At 54.2% G+C, this 14,091-nt stretch carries 12 protein-coding genes and 1 pseudogene; 12 read left to right on the top strand and 1 reads right to left on the bottom strand.

Annotation, left to right across the window (positions count from 1 at the left end; translation table 11 throughout):
• Positions 1–132: 132 nt before the first annotated feature.
• The 4 genes and pseudogenes from G583_RS13820 to G583_RS13810 form a co-directional block, all read left to right on the top strand.
• Positions 133–720 (top strand): annotated as a pseudogene (locus tag G583_RS13820) (integrase core domain-containing protein); the annotation flags it as partial.
• A 289-nt stretch (positions 721–1,009) separates the two neighbouring features.
• Positions 1,010–1,342 (top strand): hypothetical protein, encoded by a 333-nt coding sequence (locus G583_RS0102615; protein ID WP_022869642.1) that lies wholly within the window; start codon positions 1,010–1,012, stop codon positions 1,340–1,342.
• Between the two features lie 301 nt (positions 1,343–1,643).
• Entirely contained in the window at positions 1,644–3,440 is a 1,797-nt protein-coding gene (locus G583_RS13815) for an AAA family ATPase (RefSeq protein WP_022869641.1), read from the top strand.
• Positions 3,433–4,743 carry a 5-methylcytosine restriction system specificity protein McrC gene (locus tag G583_RS13810; RefSeq protein WP_022869640.1) on the top strand — a complete coding sequence of 437 codons (1,311 nt, stop codon included), beginning with the start codon at positions 3,433–3,435 and terminating at the stop codon, positions 4,741–4,743. Before G583_RS13815 ends, G583_RS13810 begins: the two co-directional genes overlap by 8 nt.
• Positions 4,744–4,815: 72 nt before the next feature.
• Here the strand turns inward: G583_RS13810 and G583_RS13805 are convergent, their stop codons facing one another.
• A complete protein-coding gene (locus tag G583_RS13805) occupies positions 4,816–5,880 on the bottom strand; it encodes a hypothetical protein (protein WP_169558755.1) in 1,065 nt (354 codons plus the stop codon).
• Between the two features lie 232 nt (positions 5,881–6,112).
• Between G583_RS13805 and G583_RS16160 the strand changes: the two genes are divergently transcribed.
• The 8 genes from G583_RS16160 to G583_RS0102565 all read left to right on the top strand — a co-directional run bounded on the left by G583_RS16160 (position 6,113) and on the right by G583_RS0102565 (position 14,052).
• The gene (locus tag G583_RS16160; RefSeq protein ID WP_022869638.1) at positions 6,113–7,033 is read left to right on the top strand and encodes an O-antigen ligase family protein; all 921 of its coding nucleotides are present in this window, start codon (positions 6,113–6,115) and stop codon (positions 7,031–7,033) included.
• Positions 7,034–7,279: 246 nt separating this feature from the next.
• On the top strand, positions 7,280–7,513 hold the full coding sequence (locus G583_RS17035; RefSeq protein WP_281162054.1) for a hypothetical protein: 234 nt from the start codon (positions 7,280–7,282) through the stop codon (positions 7,511–7,513).
• Positions 7,514–7,521: 8 nt separating this feature from the next.
• The gene (locus G583_RS13795; protein ID WP_051129588.1) at positions 7,522–8,376 is read left to right on the top strand and encodes a nucleotide sugar dehydrogenase; all 855 of its coding nucleotides are present in this window, start codon (positions 7,522–7,524) and stop codon (positions 8,374–8,376) included.
• Between the two features lie 240 nt (positions 8,377–8,616).
• Positions 8,617–9,678 carry an O-antigen ligase family protein gene (locus G583_RS0102585; protein WP_022869637.1) on the top strand — a complete coding sequence of 354 codons (1,062 nt, stop codon included), beginning with the start codon at positions 8,617–8,619 and terminating at the stop codon, positions 9,676–9,678.
• 161 nt (positions 9,679–9,839) lie between these two features.
• On the top strand, positions 9,840–10,463 hold the full coding sequence (locus G583_RS16150; RefSeq protein WP_022869636.1) for a YdcF family protein: 624 nt from the start codon (positions 9,840–9,842) through the stop codon (positions 10,461–10,463).
• A 366-nt stretch (positions 10,464–10,829) separates the two neighbouring features.
• The gene (locus G583_RS0102575; RefSeq protein ID WP_022869635.1) at positions 10,830–11,852 is read left to right on the top strand and encodes a VOC family protein; all 1,023 of its coding nucleotides are present in this window, start codon (positions 10,830–10,832) and stop codon (positions 11,850–11,852) included.
• Positions 11,853–12,044: 192 nt separating this feature from the next.
• Positions 12,045–12,911 (top strand): ABC transporter substrate-binding protein, encoded by an 867-nt coding sequence (locus G583_RS0102570; protein ID WP_022869634.1) that lies wholly within the window; start codon positions 12,045–12,047, stop codon positions 12,909–12,911.
• 157 nt (positions 12,912–13,068) lie between these two features.
• Positions 13,069–14,052, top strand: a complete 984-nt coding sequence (locus G583_RS0102565; RefSeq protein ID WP_022869633.1) for a fumarylacetoacetate hydrolase family protein — start codon at positions 13,069–13,071, stop codon at positions 14,050–14,052.
• Positions 14,053–14,091: the final 39 nt, after the last annotated feature.

Here is a 14,091-nt window from a genome sequence, read left to right as displayed (position 1 = left end):
ACGAACCAGACTGGTTCCGGTGACTACACCCCCCTGATCATCAACGACTGGGGGCAACCATCATGCCGGAACCAGCTGGTTACCTACACTGCATATCCTGCCGGAAAACAGTGCTACCTAAAAGGTAACGGGGGACTTCGGGTACCGCAACGACGCCGACGCAAACGGGTAGGCGCCTCCACGATCGACGCGCCGGTAGCAGATGCCCCCAATGTGGTGTGGGCAGTCGATTTTCAGTTCGATGTCTGTGAACAAGGCAAAGCGCTCAAGATCTGCTCGATCGTGGATGAACATACTCGTGAATGTATCGGCGGTCTGGTCGAACGATCCATCACCGCAGACCGATTCATCGACCACCTGGAAGAACTCATCATCCAGCGCGGCGCTCCGGCAGTGCTGCGCAGTGACAACGGGCCTGAATTCATCTCCAAAGCGGTGATGACCTGGGCGTCCACCCGGACGGCGTTGTCATACATCCCGCCAGGCCAGCCATGGCATAACGGCTACGTGGAATCGTTCAACGCCAGGTTGCGTGATGAGTGTCTGAATATCAATAGTTTCTACTCGATGTTGCATGCACAAGTCATCATCGGCGACTGGAAATATGAATATAACCATGACCGGAGGCATTCATCGCTGGGATACATTGCCCCAGTCGACTACGCTCAAACCTGCACCCATACAATGCGACAAATTGACTCACATACCGCCTGGATCTAAACACGGGGCGGCTCACTAGGCCAATTCGTACTTGCGTCCAGGACCACAGCTCATTGCTGGATTGCCCGTCGTAGAAGCTCACCGACTGCATTCCTAACGGGCTGGTTGCCAGCCCGTGAACGGTGGGTTCGGTCATGAGCCGAGCGAGTTTACCGTTGAACCAGATTGGTCTGCGATCCCGGAACTCACCATCAGAGCCACCACTGGTGGCTCGTAGCGCTCGCGGGGCGATATCTTTCAGACTGTCCGGCAATATGTAGCGTGTGCGTCGCAGTTCTATCCGAGCTTGGTGTGTATCCGCATTTGGGTCTGTATTTTTCTTGGCGTCGTCCCACAGGGCCCGGTCCACGGCGGCATCTCGCCAAATCCGTTCGACCGTTGTGCCGTCACCAGATCCCACGAGATCAACGAAACCGTCATTGTCGTCATCGGGTTCGACACTGTTTTGCCATTGCACCCCGGAGAAGTACTTTTCAGAATCTCGGATGCCACCGAAACGCAGGACAGCGCCTGCCCAAGGGTGATAGAGGTTGAGCGAGTCATAGAGCAGCAGCACACTAGTAATCAGCGCACCGGCGCTGCCAGCGGCGAGGACAACATCGCGAGAGATTTCACGTTCTAGCGTACTGATGACTACTGCCAAGAGGCTGCTGAAGAGTCCCACCGCGTAGGGCCATTCGCTACCGTAGACGAAGCGCAGGTAATCGATGAGTGCGCGGAATCTACTTCTCACGGCGGTAAGCCTCCGGTTTCTCGTGCCTTGTCGTACCTCCATAGATTAACAGCTGAAGCTTGAGCCTTTGCGCATAAACTACTTCTTGCCATCCGGTCATCTTTCTGCTGTCCTGTGTCGTTGAACATAGATTGGGCTGGAGACGTGTAAATCGCGAAGTTAAAGGGTAAAGATGGCCAGGTATTCTCCGATGGATCGTAGTGGTAGTGATCGCGTGGTGGACCGGTGGCGAGAGCACTCCTTGCTGGGCGATGCTTCGCTGCTCTATCCAGATGATTTTCCTCATGCGTGGGCCTATGAGAATGTGCAAGACCTCTATGTGCGTTTCGTTGAGAACCCTATCGAAGGCGAAGGAAGATTTGACGCCAAATGGGAAGAACAGCTGTCCGGCGCTAGCCAAGATGTTCGTTTAGTTGCAGCCGAAATTCTGGCGGTGTATTACCTGTTTACAAATACCGTTGGATATAACCGGAAACTCGAGATGGTCAACGCCACCATTGGCGATGCAGGACCGGACGTAACTGATGAAGATGTGCAGCATGCGTTCCGCAATTGGATCGGCGCACCCGGCATGGGGTACAACACCTCGCAGTACTTACCGGTGCGCTACCTCATCGATTTTGCGAAGCGGATCAAAAGGCTAGCAACCACAGAGCGCAGGGAGTTGTTAGAAGACAACCCTTGGGGTTTCATGGATTTCGCTGATGATACTGAACAAAAGCCGCACGTGATGCGCAATATCCTGTGTCATTTGGTGTATCCCGAATATTTTGAGCGCATCGCTGCAACCGGGAACAAGCAAGACGTGCACACGGCCTTTGCCGGACTCTACGATGCCGCAGAGGACGAAAACTTGGATCAGAGACTCTACGGGATCCGAAAGGTTCTCGAGCAAAGCGTCCCGGGTGAGGAAGAACAGCTTGACTTCTTTTCCGATGAACTCGAATCCATATGGCGGACAGCACCACGCGAAGATACCAAGGTGTCCCCGCTGTCAGCGTTGTTGCGTAAGAAGCAGATCGTGTTTCACGGCCCACCGGGAACCGGGAAAACCTTTACCGCCAATGAGCTAGCCGAGAGTCTCATCCGCTCCAGTGCTATCCAACGGTGGGGCGTCGAGGATTATTACGCGAATAGACAGCGTATTGAGCAACTGCTCGAGACTCATGTGACGCGCCTGCAGTTGCATCCGGGGTTCGGTTACTCAGAATTCATAGCGGGTTTGCAGCTTGGTGAGGGTAATAGGACGGAGTATCAGGAGGGCAAACTCCTTCAAATCATTCGGCAGATGCACGACATGGATTCCGGTGAGCTTGCTCCGCTGCCCCATGTTTTGCTTCTGGATGAAATTAACCGGACCGACCTTTCGGCAATGTTGGGTGAAGCATTTAGTGCCATCGAAGCTGATAAACGCGGCACCCCGGTCACGTTGCCTGCCACGGACCAGGAGGGTAATAACTTCACCCTGGTGATTCCAGAAGACTTGTACATTATCGGCACGATGAATGAGATCGACCACTCCGTTGAGTCACTCGACTTTGCGCTACGTCGTCGTTTTCTCTGGTTCAATGCCTCTTTCGATGCCGAAGGGCTGCGCGCTATCTGGCAGGACGAATGGGAGCGGGTCCGCCCACGAGTTTCCCATGACGATGCTGAGCCTCAGCTTGAGCACTTGATTGACAACATTGAAACGCTCAACGCCGAGATTGCAAGCACCCCGGACCTAGGGCGTGCTTACCAAGTCGGCCACGCCTTTTTCAGTGAATTAGCATTTCTGGTGGACGAAGCATTTCCTGGCCGACGGCCGGACCTTAACGGAATTTTGTGGACGCGCGCAGGCAATCCCACACGAGCGTTGATTAGTATGTGGGAATTCTCCATCCGGCCGCTACTTGAGCAATATTTAGCAGGTTCTGATATTCAGGACGACTTGCTCACCGGTTTCGAAAAAACTTTTATGGCTCCTCCTGGAGCGCCCCATGCGTAAACGTTCCAAAAACGCGTGCATGACCATCAAAGATCTCACGCCCCAGTCCGAGTGGGAAGTAGAGCTGAGCGGAGAGGATCATGCATGGCTGGAATCCATTGCACGTCTCGAGCCGGAACAATTCTTGCTCACTGACCAACCTCCGCACCGACAGTCCAAGAACAAGCCCATGTTCGAGCCGATTTTGGATCGAGACCTGCACGGTTGGCGGACTGGTCGCTATATTGGCGAGATCCATCATCAGGGGCGAACGCTTCACATCAAGCCACGATTGGAAATTGACACCATCGCTGACTGGTTGAGTGCCATTCATAACGTACAGATCGTCCCAGAAGCTGCCGATCGCTCCCACGGTAATCAATCCTTGATCATCCAACTTGCGGCAGCTCTGTGGCGCGCCGTCATCGCACAAGCCGGCAGTCATAGCCTCGCCAAACAAAAGATCAGGCGTAGCACAACCGGACTGCAAATCAAAGGTAACCTCGACGGCGCTGCCACTAGCCGACTCCGCGCTACCGGGTACCCAGGGGTCGTTTCGACGATGAAACAAAACACGCTGGTCTCCCCAACAAATGCTGCTATCGTCGCTGCCGACCGAGTACTTAACAGCAAAATGGGAAATCCAATGTGGCGTGGCCAGCGCATCAGCGACCAACTCGGCCACCTACGCAAGGCAGTGGGTGCAAATCCCAAGCTTCCATCTCGAGCCCGACTCAGTCGGGTACGGTATACGCCTATCACCATGAAATGGCGCGAAGCTGCTGAACTATCTCATCGTATTGCGTCGAATCGGCTGCTGAAACACACTGCGAAAAGTTCAGCGACCTACGGCCTGTTGATTGATGTGGCCGAGCTATGGGAACGGTTCGTGCTGCACTGCGCTGCCGAAGCAACTGCCGAAAACGTGGTGCACGGGACTGCTGACAGCCTCCGCCAGCACTTACTCCATTCCGAGGTCGTACCCGTCAAGGGGATGGGGCGACTCTATCCTGACGTCCTTATCGGACCGTCCCCGGACCATGCGTCAGCTCGTGCTGTTATTGACGCTAAATATAAGCCCCTGGTTGACCCAAGGGGAGTAGACCGTGAAGATCTCTACCAGCTCCACGCATATAGCCAAAGTTTCAGGTCCACCAAAGCGCTTCTTGCATACCCGATGATTGAGGCATCACCGTCCTCACCAGAGCTCAACGGGCCATGGAGCTCTCCTGGCGGGGCACAACTGGAATTTTTGCGCCTTCCAATCAGAAGAGAAGAGTGCATAACATTCTTGCGAAGCTGGTTTAGAAGCGACGAAGACTAGTCGGAGCGCTCGCAGGTGTTGTTGGTGCCGATGAACAGGTGAGTAGTTACCAGTATTTGCTGGGCTTGCTTCTCAGTTTTCGTCATCCTCGGTATCCGTCTGATCGTCGTGTTTCGGGCGCCGCCAGGTATCTATTTTGTTAGCCACTGTCGAGCGTGCGTTTTTGAGAGTGGGTGCCACTGCTTGGGTAAGTCGCTTCGCCGAGAAACGAGTACGAGGCCGGATGTCATCGACAGTGTCAGATTGCTCCTGCTTTGACGCAGAAGCGTTCTCGGAACCTCGAACAGCCGCAAGGTATTCAGCGGCATCAACGTTTGGCGGTGGGAGCTCGCGGAGGTGTTGCATGAGACGTTTCGATTGGGCATTGAACGTGACATACGTGAAGCCTCCTGATACCGCGCCTCCAACTATGGGAACGACTTTGGTGACCGTTCGGGCAAAGCTCTGTTTCGTGACGTGCACGCCGATTACTCGCAGCGTCTGTTTCATGGGTCCGTACCAAACCGTTTTACTCAGCGCGACTTTCGCAATGTTCTTTTCAAGAGCGGGGCGTGCGAATTTGTGCGCGAAATGCCGGAGGGAACTGGCAGCCCCAGCGACACCCATCATGGTTCCGAGGAACCCGCTGAGCATTCCCAGCGTTTCGTCATCGATCTTTTCCGCGTCATCGAGAAATGATTGCCAACCGTAGACATAAGCGAGTTTTTGCATGATCCGGAAAACATGAACATAAAACTGCGTAACATCTCCCGGCACTGTTGCGAACATAGCCAGTCCACCGGGAACACCGGCAGCGAAAGAAATGCCGGAAGTTTTATTTCTTTCGAAGTCAATCGAGGCTTGAGCGATCTCATCTAGTAAGGCTGGATAGATACCAACGAAAGCGGGGGAGTCTTCGATCGCTCTAGCGATTTCGTCTTGTCCGACCCCGCGCTTGTGCAGCTCGGACTTGAGGAAATGTTCGCGTTCTATCCGCACGCCGCGGAGTCGCAAAGTGGCTGTGATGAACTTCTTGGCAAAGTCCTCAGCCTCTTTGTCTTGTTCGTCCAACATATCCTGGATACTATTCGAAGCGTCGGACTCGACCGAAGGTACGTGTTCATCCGGGGCCAAGGGCTCAATAAGTTCAGAGCTCACAAGGTCCCCAGCCGTAGATTCGTCGTACTCGTCACTCACTATGCGTGCCAATCACTCAGATGTTACCCAGGTTGCGTACAGGCTCAGTATAGCCACAGCGAGAAGACCCCGTCGATGCATTGAACTGCCCACGGAAGTTGGACTTATACGTTGGTGCCTGTGGGCGGTCGTTTCTGGCGTCACCTCGAAGTACGTTCTCGACCTGACTTCTCCCTACCTGGTAGCACCTGCTGTGCTTGTCCTGGGTATCGTGGCGGGCGGCTTGCTCCGTCGACAGTGGCGTCGCGGAAAAGCCAGGTACTTTGCCATTGTGGGGTTGGTCGTAACCGCTATTTCTCTGCCCCTGTGCGCCAATGCGAGTGCAGCAGTAGGAGGCCTTTTTATTGCGCTAATTGGGCTGGGGATGTTTGATCTCCGAGAAGCGATGCAACCCAATCAGTCGTTGGCGGGATCTCGCTGGGCTCCCGCAGCTGAAGACCGCGCGTTGCGCCAAGCGCTTGTTCTCGCACTCATGCTCTGTGCGGGTGTGCTGCTGGTCCTCGACTCTCAAGCAGCCATTGCTCTGACCCTTCCTATTGCGCTCGTCATTGCGTTGACGGTGTGGAGACAAAGTGGCTCACCGCAGTGGATAGCAGTGCTGCTTGGGTGCCTGGTGGCTGCCGGGGCAGGAATTGCGGTTATTTTGCTCGGAAGTCGAGAGTCTTGGCCAGCTTGGTTGTCAGCAAGCGAGAGCTTGAGTAGTGCTCGGCATACCCCGTGGTCTGATGCCCTGAGTCTTTGGGCGTCGGCACCTATCCTCGGTTCTGGGCCTGGATCATTCACTCCGTCCTCCGAGCTTGCCTCGAATACGCCAAGCCTTGCCGCGGTGCACTCTCTGCCATTGCAAGTAGGCGCCGAGCTGGGAGCAGTAGGCGTCGTCCTGCTGGCGCTCCTATTTGTTGGTGGTCTCTTATTCGTGGCTCGGGGGAGCCGGCCGGTAGCTCTCATTGCAATGGCAGCCTGGACGGCTCTCGCTGTGCATTCGAGCATGGACCATCTAGAAGACTTCCCTATAGTCGGCTTCATGGGTGGGGTAATTCTTGGGTGGAGTGGGCTCGGTGCGCACTCATCAGAGGGTTACAGACGCAATGCGGATTTCGTTGGCCAAGGGTAAGCCATTTTCATCATCGTCATTGGTTAGAAACTGTCGAGGATGGCAGGCGACAGTTTTGCTACGCCTGTCGAATGAGCCCCCGACATCGCGCGTTTCTGTACCGAACACGAGCGGTTGAGCAGCGTTGAAGCCAACTCAGAGGTGACTATATTCTGAACTTTCTTGGAGGATGCCTTTCGGCGGTAATTGGAGCCTACCTATGAGTCGCTGAAGAAGGCGGACTCGTTCGTCGACAATATTTCTGATGTGCAAATCAAGCACGTCATCGATAGCGGCAACTATCGTGCTAGTTCCGATTACAGTGATGCGGCTGGTTTTGATTTCGCGATCATTACGGTGCCAACGCCGCTCGAGGAATCGATGCCTGATCTCGGGTTCATCGAAGCGGCTGGGGCAGATCTTGCTCCACACATTTCGCCGGGAGCCACCGTCGTCCTTGAATCGACGACATACCCGGGCACCACTGAGGAAAACTGTTAGTTCCAATTTTGGAGCGGGGTAGTGGGCTGAAAGCTGGCGAGGATTTTTACGTTGGCTATTCACCAGAACGGATTGATCCGGGTAATAAGACCTGGACTTTCGTGAACACACCCAAAGTCATCTCAGGTGTTAACGAAGCCTCGCTTGAGAAAGTCCGCGAAATTTACGAGCAACTCGTGGAGAAGACAGTTGCAGTTTCGACACCGAAAGAAGCCGAACTGACAAAACTGCTCGAGAACACTTTCCGCCATGTGAACATTGCGTTGGTGAATGAGCTTGCAGTGTTCGCACATCAGCTTGGTGTGAATAGATGGGAGTCCATCGAGGCAGCAAACTCGAAGCCCTTCGGATATATGAAGTTTACTCCTGGTCCCGGGGTCGGCGGTCACTGTCTCCCGGTGGACCCAAGCTATCTCTCTTGGCAGGTACGCCGGAAACTCGGCGCGAATTTCAGATTTGTTGAACTCGTGAACGACGTCAACGATCACATGCCAGATTATGTTGTGCAGCGCTTACTGACACTCCTGAACCGTACAAAGAAAGCACTGAATGGTTCAACCGTGCTCGTCGTCGGTGTGGCGTATAAGCCAGATACGGGTGACCAGCGAGAATCGCCGTCATTGAAGATCATTGAACTGCTCCAAGAGTACGGGGCGACCGTTATTGCGGCTGATAGCCATGTCCCTGCATTCCAATGGAACAAAGACATTGAACGCCTTGAACTCAACGAAGAGACACTTGAAAGAGCAGACGCTGCAGTCGTTGTGACACCACACTCTGACCTTGACCTTTCGCTGTTGGAAGGTCTACCTGTATTGGATACGCGTAACGTCATGGAGGGGTCTTCGGCTGAGCGACTGTAGTAAGTTCGCTTCCTTGAGCGCAACGGTTATGACCTATCGACACTGGTGTGAGGCCGTATGACTCCGTGGGCTGACTTTCCAGCACGGCCTCGGATGGTCTTGGCTGTATCCTCAGATCATCGATAGCTCGGGCAGCTAGGCGATTACGATATTTCCGTTTTCCAGAAGAACCTGGTTGTTAGGCCAGAAGCTATAGTTGATCTTGCGGGGTACGGGCAGCGGGATGTGGAGGAATCTGTGATGACAGTGCGCCACCACATTGGGAGATCGGGTATTTTCTGCATCACCGGTTTTGTAGCCTGGATGGTGTGGGTGCTTATCACAAGCTCTACCTCACAGTTTCCTCTAGGATTTAGCTCCCCGTACATCGTCACACCGGTCGTACTGGTTTTGGGCGCCCTTTGCGGGGCGTATCTACGACGATCTTGGCGGCGCGGCGGACTCCTTCTGCCCCTTGTCGTCGTATCCGTTGTGACCGCAATATCCATACCGATTTACGCTAACGCAAGCGCGGCAGTTGGCGGACTCTTCGTTGCGCTAGCTGGGCTTGCCATGCTGGACCTTCAAGATGCGATGAAAGCCAGGCAACGCTTGGGGGAACACAATCAAGATTCAGCCGATCCATACAGTGTCTTACCGCCCGCTATGGTTCTAGCGTTAACAGTTCTAGCGGGGATTTATCTGGTGATCGGCTCTCAGGCTGCAATCGCCCTGACTCTTCCGGTGGCAGTAATCATTGTGTTGACTATTTGGAAACGACATGGCCCGCCTCAGTGGGTATCAGTTGTTCTCGGCTTCTGCGTAGCTGCGATGGCAGGGTTCGCAGTTATTCTTTTGGGGAGCCGTGATACGTGGCCATCCTGGTTGTCTGCGGGCGAGAGTTTGAGCAGTGCTCGACATACATTGTGGTCTGACGCTCTCCGTCTGTGGGCGACAGAACCGTTGTTCGGGTCTGGACCTGGATCATTTACGCCCTCATCCGAGCTTGCTTCGGGTACGCCAAGCCTTGTTGCAGTTCATTCATTGATACTCCAAGTAGGTGCCGAGCTGGGAGCCCTGGGAGTTGTGCTGCTGGCGACCTTGTTCCTTGGCGGTCTCTTGTTCGCGGCTCGGGGGAGTCGAACGGTAGCTCTGATTGCAATAACGGCCTGGACGGCTCTTGCTGTCCATTCGAGCATTGATCACCTCGAAGACTTCCCCATAGTCGGTTTCATGGGCGGGGTCATCCTTGGGTGGAGTGGATTCAATACGCATTCATCAGAGGATAAGGAACGCAACGACGATTTCTTCAGTCAAAAGTAGGTTCACCTTCGGTGACTCTCACGCGCCATGATCTAAGACGGTGCGAGGACGCGCAGGCCCTGGCTCGTGGCTATGCTGTTGTATGGCTTCGCCACGCCATTGCCTGAGCTGAAGCAAAGCGATGACAGCAGCGCAAACGATCAACATTGAAATGAGAGCGGATGACAGCTAGCTCCACGAGGACGCGCCCACAGACTCAACATACTCGAGAAAGTCTGAAAATTGTCGGCGGTCTGATCGTTGCCCTGTTGGCTGCCTGGGTCCTCTTCGCCTCGGTAAATATTGTGTCTCCATCGCAAGGAGAGCTGCAAACCCGTAGCGACGCGGTTGCGAGTTTGGCTCCGCAAGCTCATCGCTTACCGCTGGCAGAACAACTTGTCGAAGAGGAAGTCGCAGACACGCTGGTGATCTCATACTTTCCCGATGACGTGAGCCGTGGCGGTTCTGGTGCTGCTGACGATCCCGTTCCTGTGTCGAACTACTGTGAGTCCGGTGGGGGAGAAGGTATCAAGTGTTTTACGCCTGAGGAAGCCGCCACGATTGGTGAAGCCTACTCGATCAGTGAAATGGCAGCCGAGCGGTCGTGGGATTCCCTGACCGTGGTCACCGATGAATATCATGCGTTCCGGACTCGATTTATTTTCGATCAGTGCCTGGGTGACGAGGTTGATGTGAACGTCGTGTTTTCCGATCGAGACCTCAATGTCGCTCAATGGGGTTATCACCTTGTGTATGAGAACGCGGCGTTCTTGAAGGCTGTTTGGCAGACAAGCATTCGGTGCTGACTGCTGATGTCTTATCGCCGTCAGACACATAGACTGCAGGACCGGCGCTGACAGCCGCAACGCCACCGGGGGTGACGCCCGTCTGCCGATCTAGTTGGAGACCCGTCGTCAGACCTCCTGCACCACTGCTCAGGTGCTCGTGACCACCCGACCGATTAGGTCATCGGAGAAGCCACCGCGAAATCCGGCTGGCCGGCGGGAGCCAGCAGATGGGTCTCTTCGCACCTAGCGGGGGGGGGGCAGTTCGGGGAGAATGCGAACATCTCAGGTTTGAAAAATTGTGCGGAGTGTGGTTGACATTACACTTATCGATACGATACGTTCAGTACATAATCGCTGACCTACGATTAGGAAAAGGACACAGCTATGAGCAAGCTACTCGCGCACGTTGCGCACATTGAAATCTACGCAACCGATATGGATGAATCGGTCAAATACTATGAGGAAGAGGTAGGCCTGCGCGTCACTCGTCGTGAGAACGACAGAGTTTACCTGCGCTGCTGGAGCGACTACTACGAGTTCAGCGTCATCCTCAAACCAGGGGAACAGCCTGGAATGTCCTTCATGGCGTGGAGAACAAGTTCCCAGGAGGCACTTGAGGAAGCTGCTCGGCGAATCGACGCGACCGAATATAAGGGTGAATGGCACGAGCCAGAGGCCGGGATCGGTCGCTCTTACATCTTCACCGGACCGCATGGGCATGTCATGCGCCTCTTCTGGGAAGTCGAGCGCTACAAAGCCGACGGAGAGTTCAAGTCTAATTCGATCGAACGGCCACAACGCCGCACTTTCCATGGCCTTGCTCCGCGCCAGCTCGACCACATCACCATCGCATCGCGCGATCCGCGGGAGCTAGGTGAGTGGTACCGTGATCATCTCGGCTTCCGCATTATGGCTATGGTCGGCATTGATGACGGCAACGTTACCTTCATGTGTCAAATCACCACGAACGAGAAGTCCCACGACCTGGGAATCATACTGGACGCTTCCGACGTTCCCGGCCGCATCCATCATTATGCGTATTGGCTTGATACTCCCGACGAGTTGCGACGCGCCGCAGATCTGTTGATGGAGAACGGCACAGGCGTCGAGTTTGGTCCTGGAATGCATGGCATGGGTGAGCAAGACTTCCTGTACTTCCGGGATCCAAGCGGTCTTCGCACGGAAGTGAATACAGGTGGCTATCGCAACTATGTTCCCGATTGGGAACCCCCGTACTTTCTGCCTGAGGACGGGCCAAACGACTACTACCGCAATCAGGAACTACCGCAGTCGATGCTCGAGGCGTTTCCGCCAGCCCCGCAACCGACTGCGACCGAAGAAGGTCTCGTGCCGGGCACTGAGGACGAACTGATACGCATGGGCGCTACACACCGACCTAACCAGTAACATTCCCGCGGTCTCGTCGAGAGGCTTGGGCTTCTCGACGAGGCCGGATCATTGTTGATCTAGTCCGTCCTGGGTGCCGGCATCAAGGTACAAGGCCTCCTGGTCAGACGATTGGTTCCACTAATTCGGTGAACAGCCCAAGCCTTTACAGCAGGTTCGACTGGGCAGCAAATAGGAATAGGAATAGGAATTATGGCTGAGACGCTTAGGCAAACATATTTCGTGCCCCCAGTTCCGGTGGTTGTAGCGAAGCATCTTGATGTTTTCGAGAAAATCGGGCTCAATGTGGACTCAAAGGTCACTCGATCTAGCAATGAGCAGCGGGACGATCTCCTCAACGGAGAGTGCGATGTTGCCATAACTGCCATCGACAACATGCTGGTGTGGAATCAGCACGTTGATGATTTTCGGTTGGTAGGACAAATTGAGCGCACGACTCCTCTTGGCCTTTATGCACGACCGGGCTTATCTGATTTCTCAGATCTTTCCGGACTCCGTTTCGCAGTTGATGCAGCCTCCAATGGGTTCGCTATCGTCGCGAAATACTTACTTACTGTAGGAAAAATCTCAGATGTCGAATTCGTCGAAATCGGCGGTGTGAGCCAACGTTTGACTGCACTTTTAGAAGAGCGGGTGGACGCAACGTTGCTTGGTCCACCTTTTGATGAAATGGCCGAGCAAGAAGGTCTTACTCAGTTGGCAACGGTCAATGATTTGGCTAGAGACTATCCCGGCCAGGGCATCGTGGTATGCGAGTCTCGACTCGACGAGATTCAGCCGCGATTGCACTTGTATTTGAAACTACTACATGAAGCAGTTACTTGGACCGCTAGCGTACGCCGGCAAGAAGGTCTCGAGTTGCTGGCACAAGCAGGTTTCGGTCCACGGGCTCGAGAATCGGGATGGGATGCCAGGCCGGCTACCCTTGTCCCTTCGGCTGCTGGCCTTGAATTGCTTGTCCATATGCGTGATGAGCTGGGTATGCTGCCGTCCGCATTTCAAGATATTCATTCACTGTGGAGGTCTGACGTACTTGAGGCAGCCTTGGGGAGTTCGTAACGCCAGGACTGAGCCAAACACATCGGTCTACATCGTTGATCCTCAACTTTTTCGTGGCGGTAAAAACCACGAAACCTTTACACAACATTCACTATCGGACGCCTGAGAGTCGTGTTCGAATGCTGCGGTAAACGCGGCCAATGATGGAAGGAATACTATGGGAGTTCAGTTTTCAATAGGCACATTTAGTGCAGGGGGGAAATATTTCCCGGGCATGGTGATCGCAGACCGGGTATACAGTATTTCTAGCGTGATCCCTGAGGTCACCAGTACAACAGTTCTGCTTTCTGACTGGAAAAGTAACTTCGAGCGCTTGAATGAGTTTGCTCAAGATGAGCAAAAGCGCGCAGCTTTCGACTCCACTCCGGTCGTAGATCTTCAGACCTTGCCGCCGGTGACTCCAACAGGTCAGCTGATAGCTGCTGGAGCTAACTATCGCCAACATGTCATCGAAATAACGGTAGCGCATCAGCTGGGTGACCCTGACGCTTCTGCCGAAGCTCTGCGTGAGCAAGCAGCACAGGAAGTAGACGAGCGAGCACAAAATGGAGAACCTTATGTGTGGATCGGATCTGCTTCGGGAATGTCTGGCGCATATGACGACGTGCTCCTTCCGGAGGTCGGTAACGATCATGACTGGGAGCTCGAACTCGGAGTAGTCATTGGGCGGGACGCTTACCGCGTTTCTGAACAAGACGCCATGGATTATGTGGCCGGGTACACGATTTGCAACGATATCACCACTCGCAGCCTTGTGCCTCGAAAAGATATTCCAATGATGGGAACCGATTGGATGCGCTCGAAGAACCATCCGACATTCTTCCCCACGGGCCCATATATTGTGCCAGCCGCATTCGTCGAAGATCCTCACGACCTCGAGATCCGTTTGTCACTGAACGGAACTCCAATGCAGCAGGGGAACACCAGTGACATGGTTTTTAATATTCCGAAACTGATCTCGTATATATCGTCGTTTATGTCATTGCATCCCGGTGACATGGTGATCACTGGATCGCCACAAGGTAACGGTTCGCACTGGGGGAGGTTCCTTCAAGCTGGTGACGTCATTGAAGGCAATATCACTGGCCTAGGAACGCAGCGCAATCTCGTTCGCGACCCATCCGCAGGTAACAGGGCGTAGTTGACTTCTTGGAGGGGCCACTTCAAGAGCATTGCATTA

The organism is Yaniella halotolerans DSM 15476 (assembly GCF_000420805.1).
Taxonomy (GTDB): Bacteria; Actinomycetota; Actinomycetes; order Actinomycetales; family Micrococcaceae; genus Yaniella; species Yaniella halotolerans.
The sequence above is the reverse complement of the archived record's forward strand: the minus strand, read 5'-3'. Positions and strand labels throughout refer to the sequence as shown.

What these genes read in the sequence shown, in the direction of transcription:
- G583_RS13810 (WP_022869640.1), top strand. Translation starts at nt 3,433, where the DNA reads ATGCGTAAACGTTCCAAAAACGCGTGCATGACCATCAAAGATCTCACG.
- G583_RS0102565 (WP_022869633.1), top strand. Translation starts at nt 13,069, where the DNA reads ATGGGAGTTCAGTTTTCAATAGGCACATTTAGTGCAGGGGGGAAATAT.
- G583_RS0102575 (WP_022869635.1), top strand. Translation starts at nt 10,830, where the DNA reads ATGAGCAAGCTACTCGCGCACGTTGCGCACATTGAAATCTACGCAACC.
- G583_RS16150 (WP_022869636.1), top strand. Translation starts at nt 9,840, where the DNA reads ATGACAGCTAGCTCCACGAGGACGCGCCCACAGACTCAACATACTCGA.
- G583_RS13815 (WP_022869641.1), top strand. Translation starts at nt 1,644, where the DNA reads ATGGATCGTAGTGGTAGTGATCGCGTGGTGGACCGGTGGCGAGAGCAC.
- G583_RS0102585 (WP_022869637.1), top strand. Translation starts at nt 8,617, where the DNA reads ATGACAGTGCGCCACCACATTGGGAGATCGGGTATTTTCTGCATCACC.
- G583_RS0102570 (WP_022869634.1), top strand. Translation starts at nt 12,045, where the DNA reads ATGGCTGAGACGCTTAGGCAAACATATTTCGTGCCCCCAGTTCCGGTG.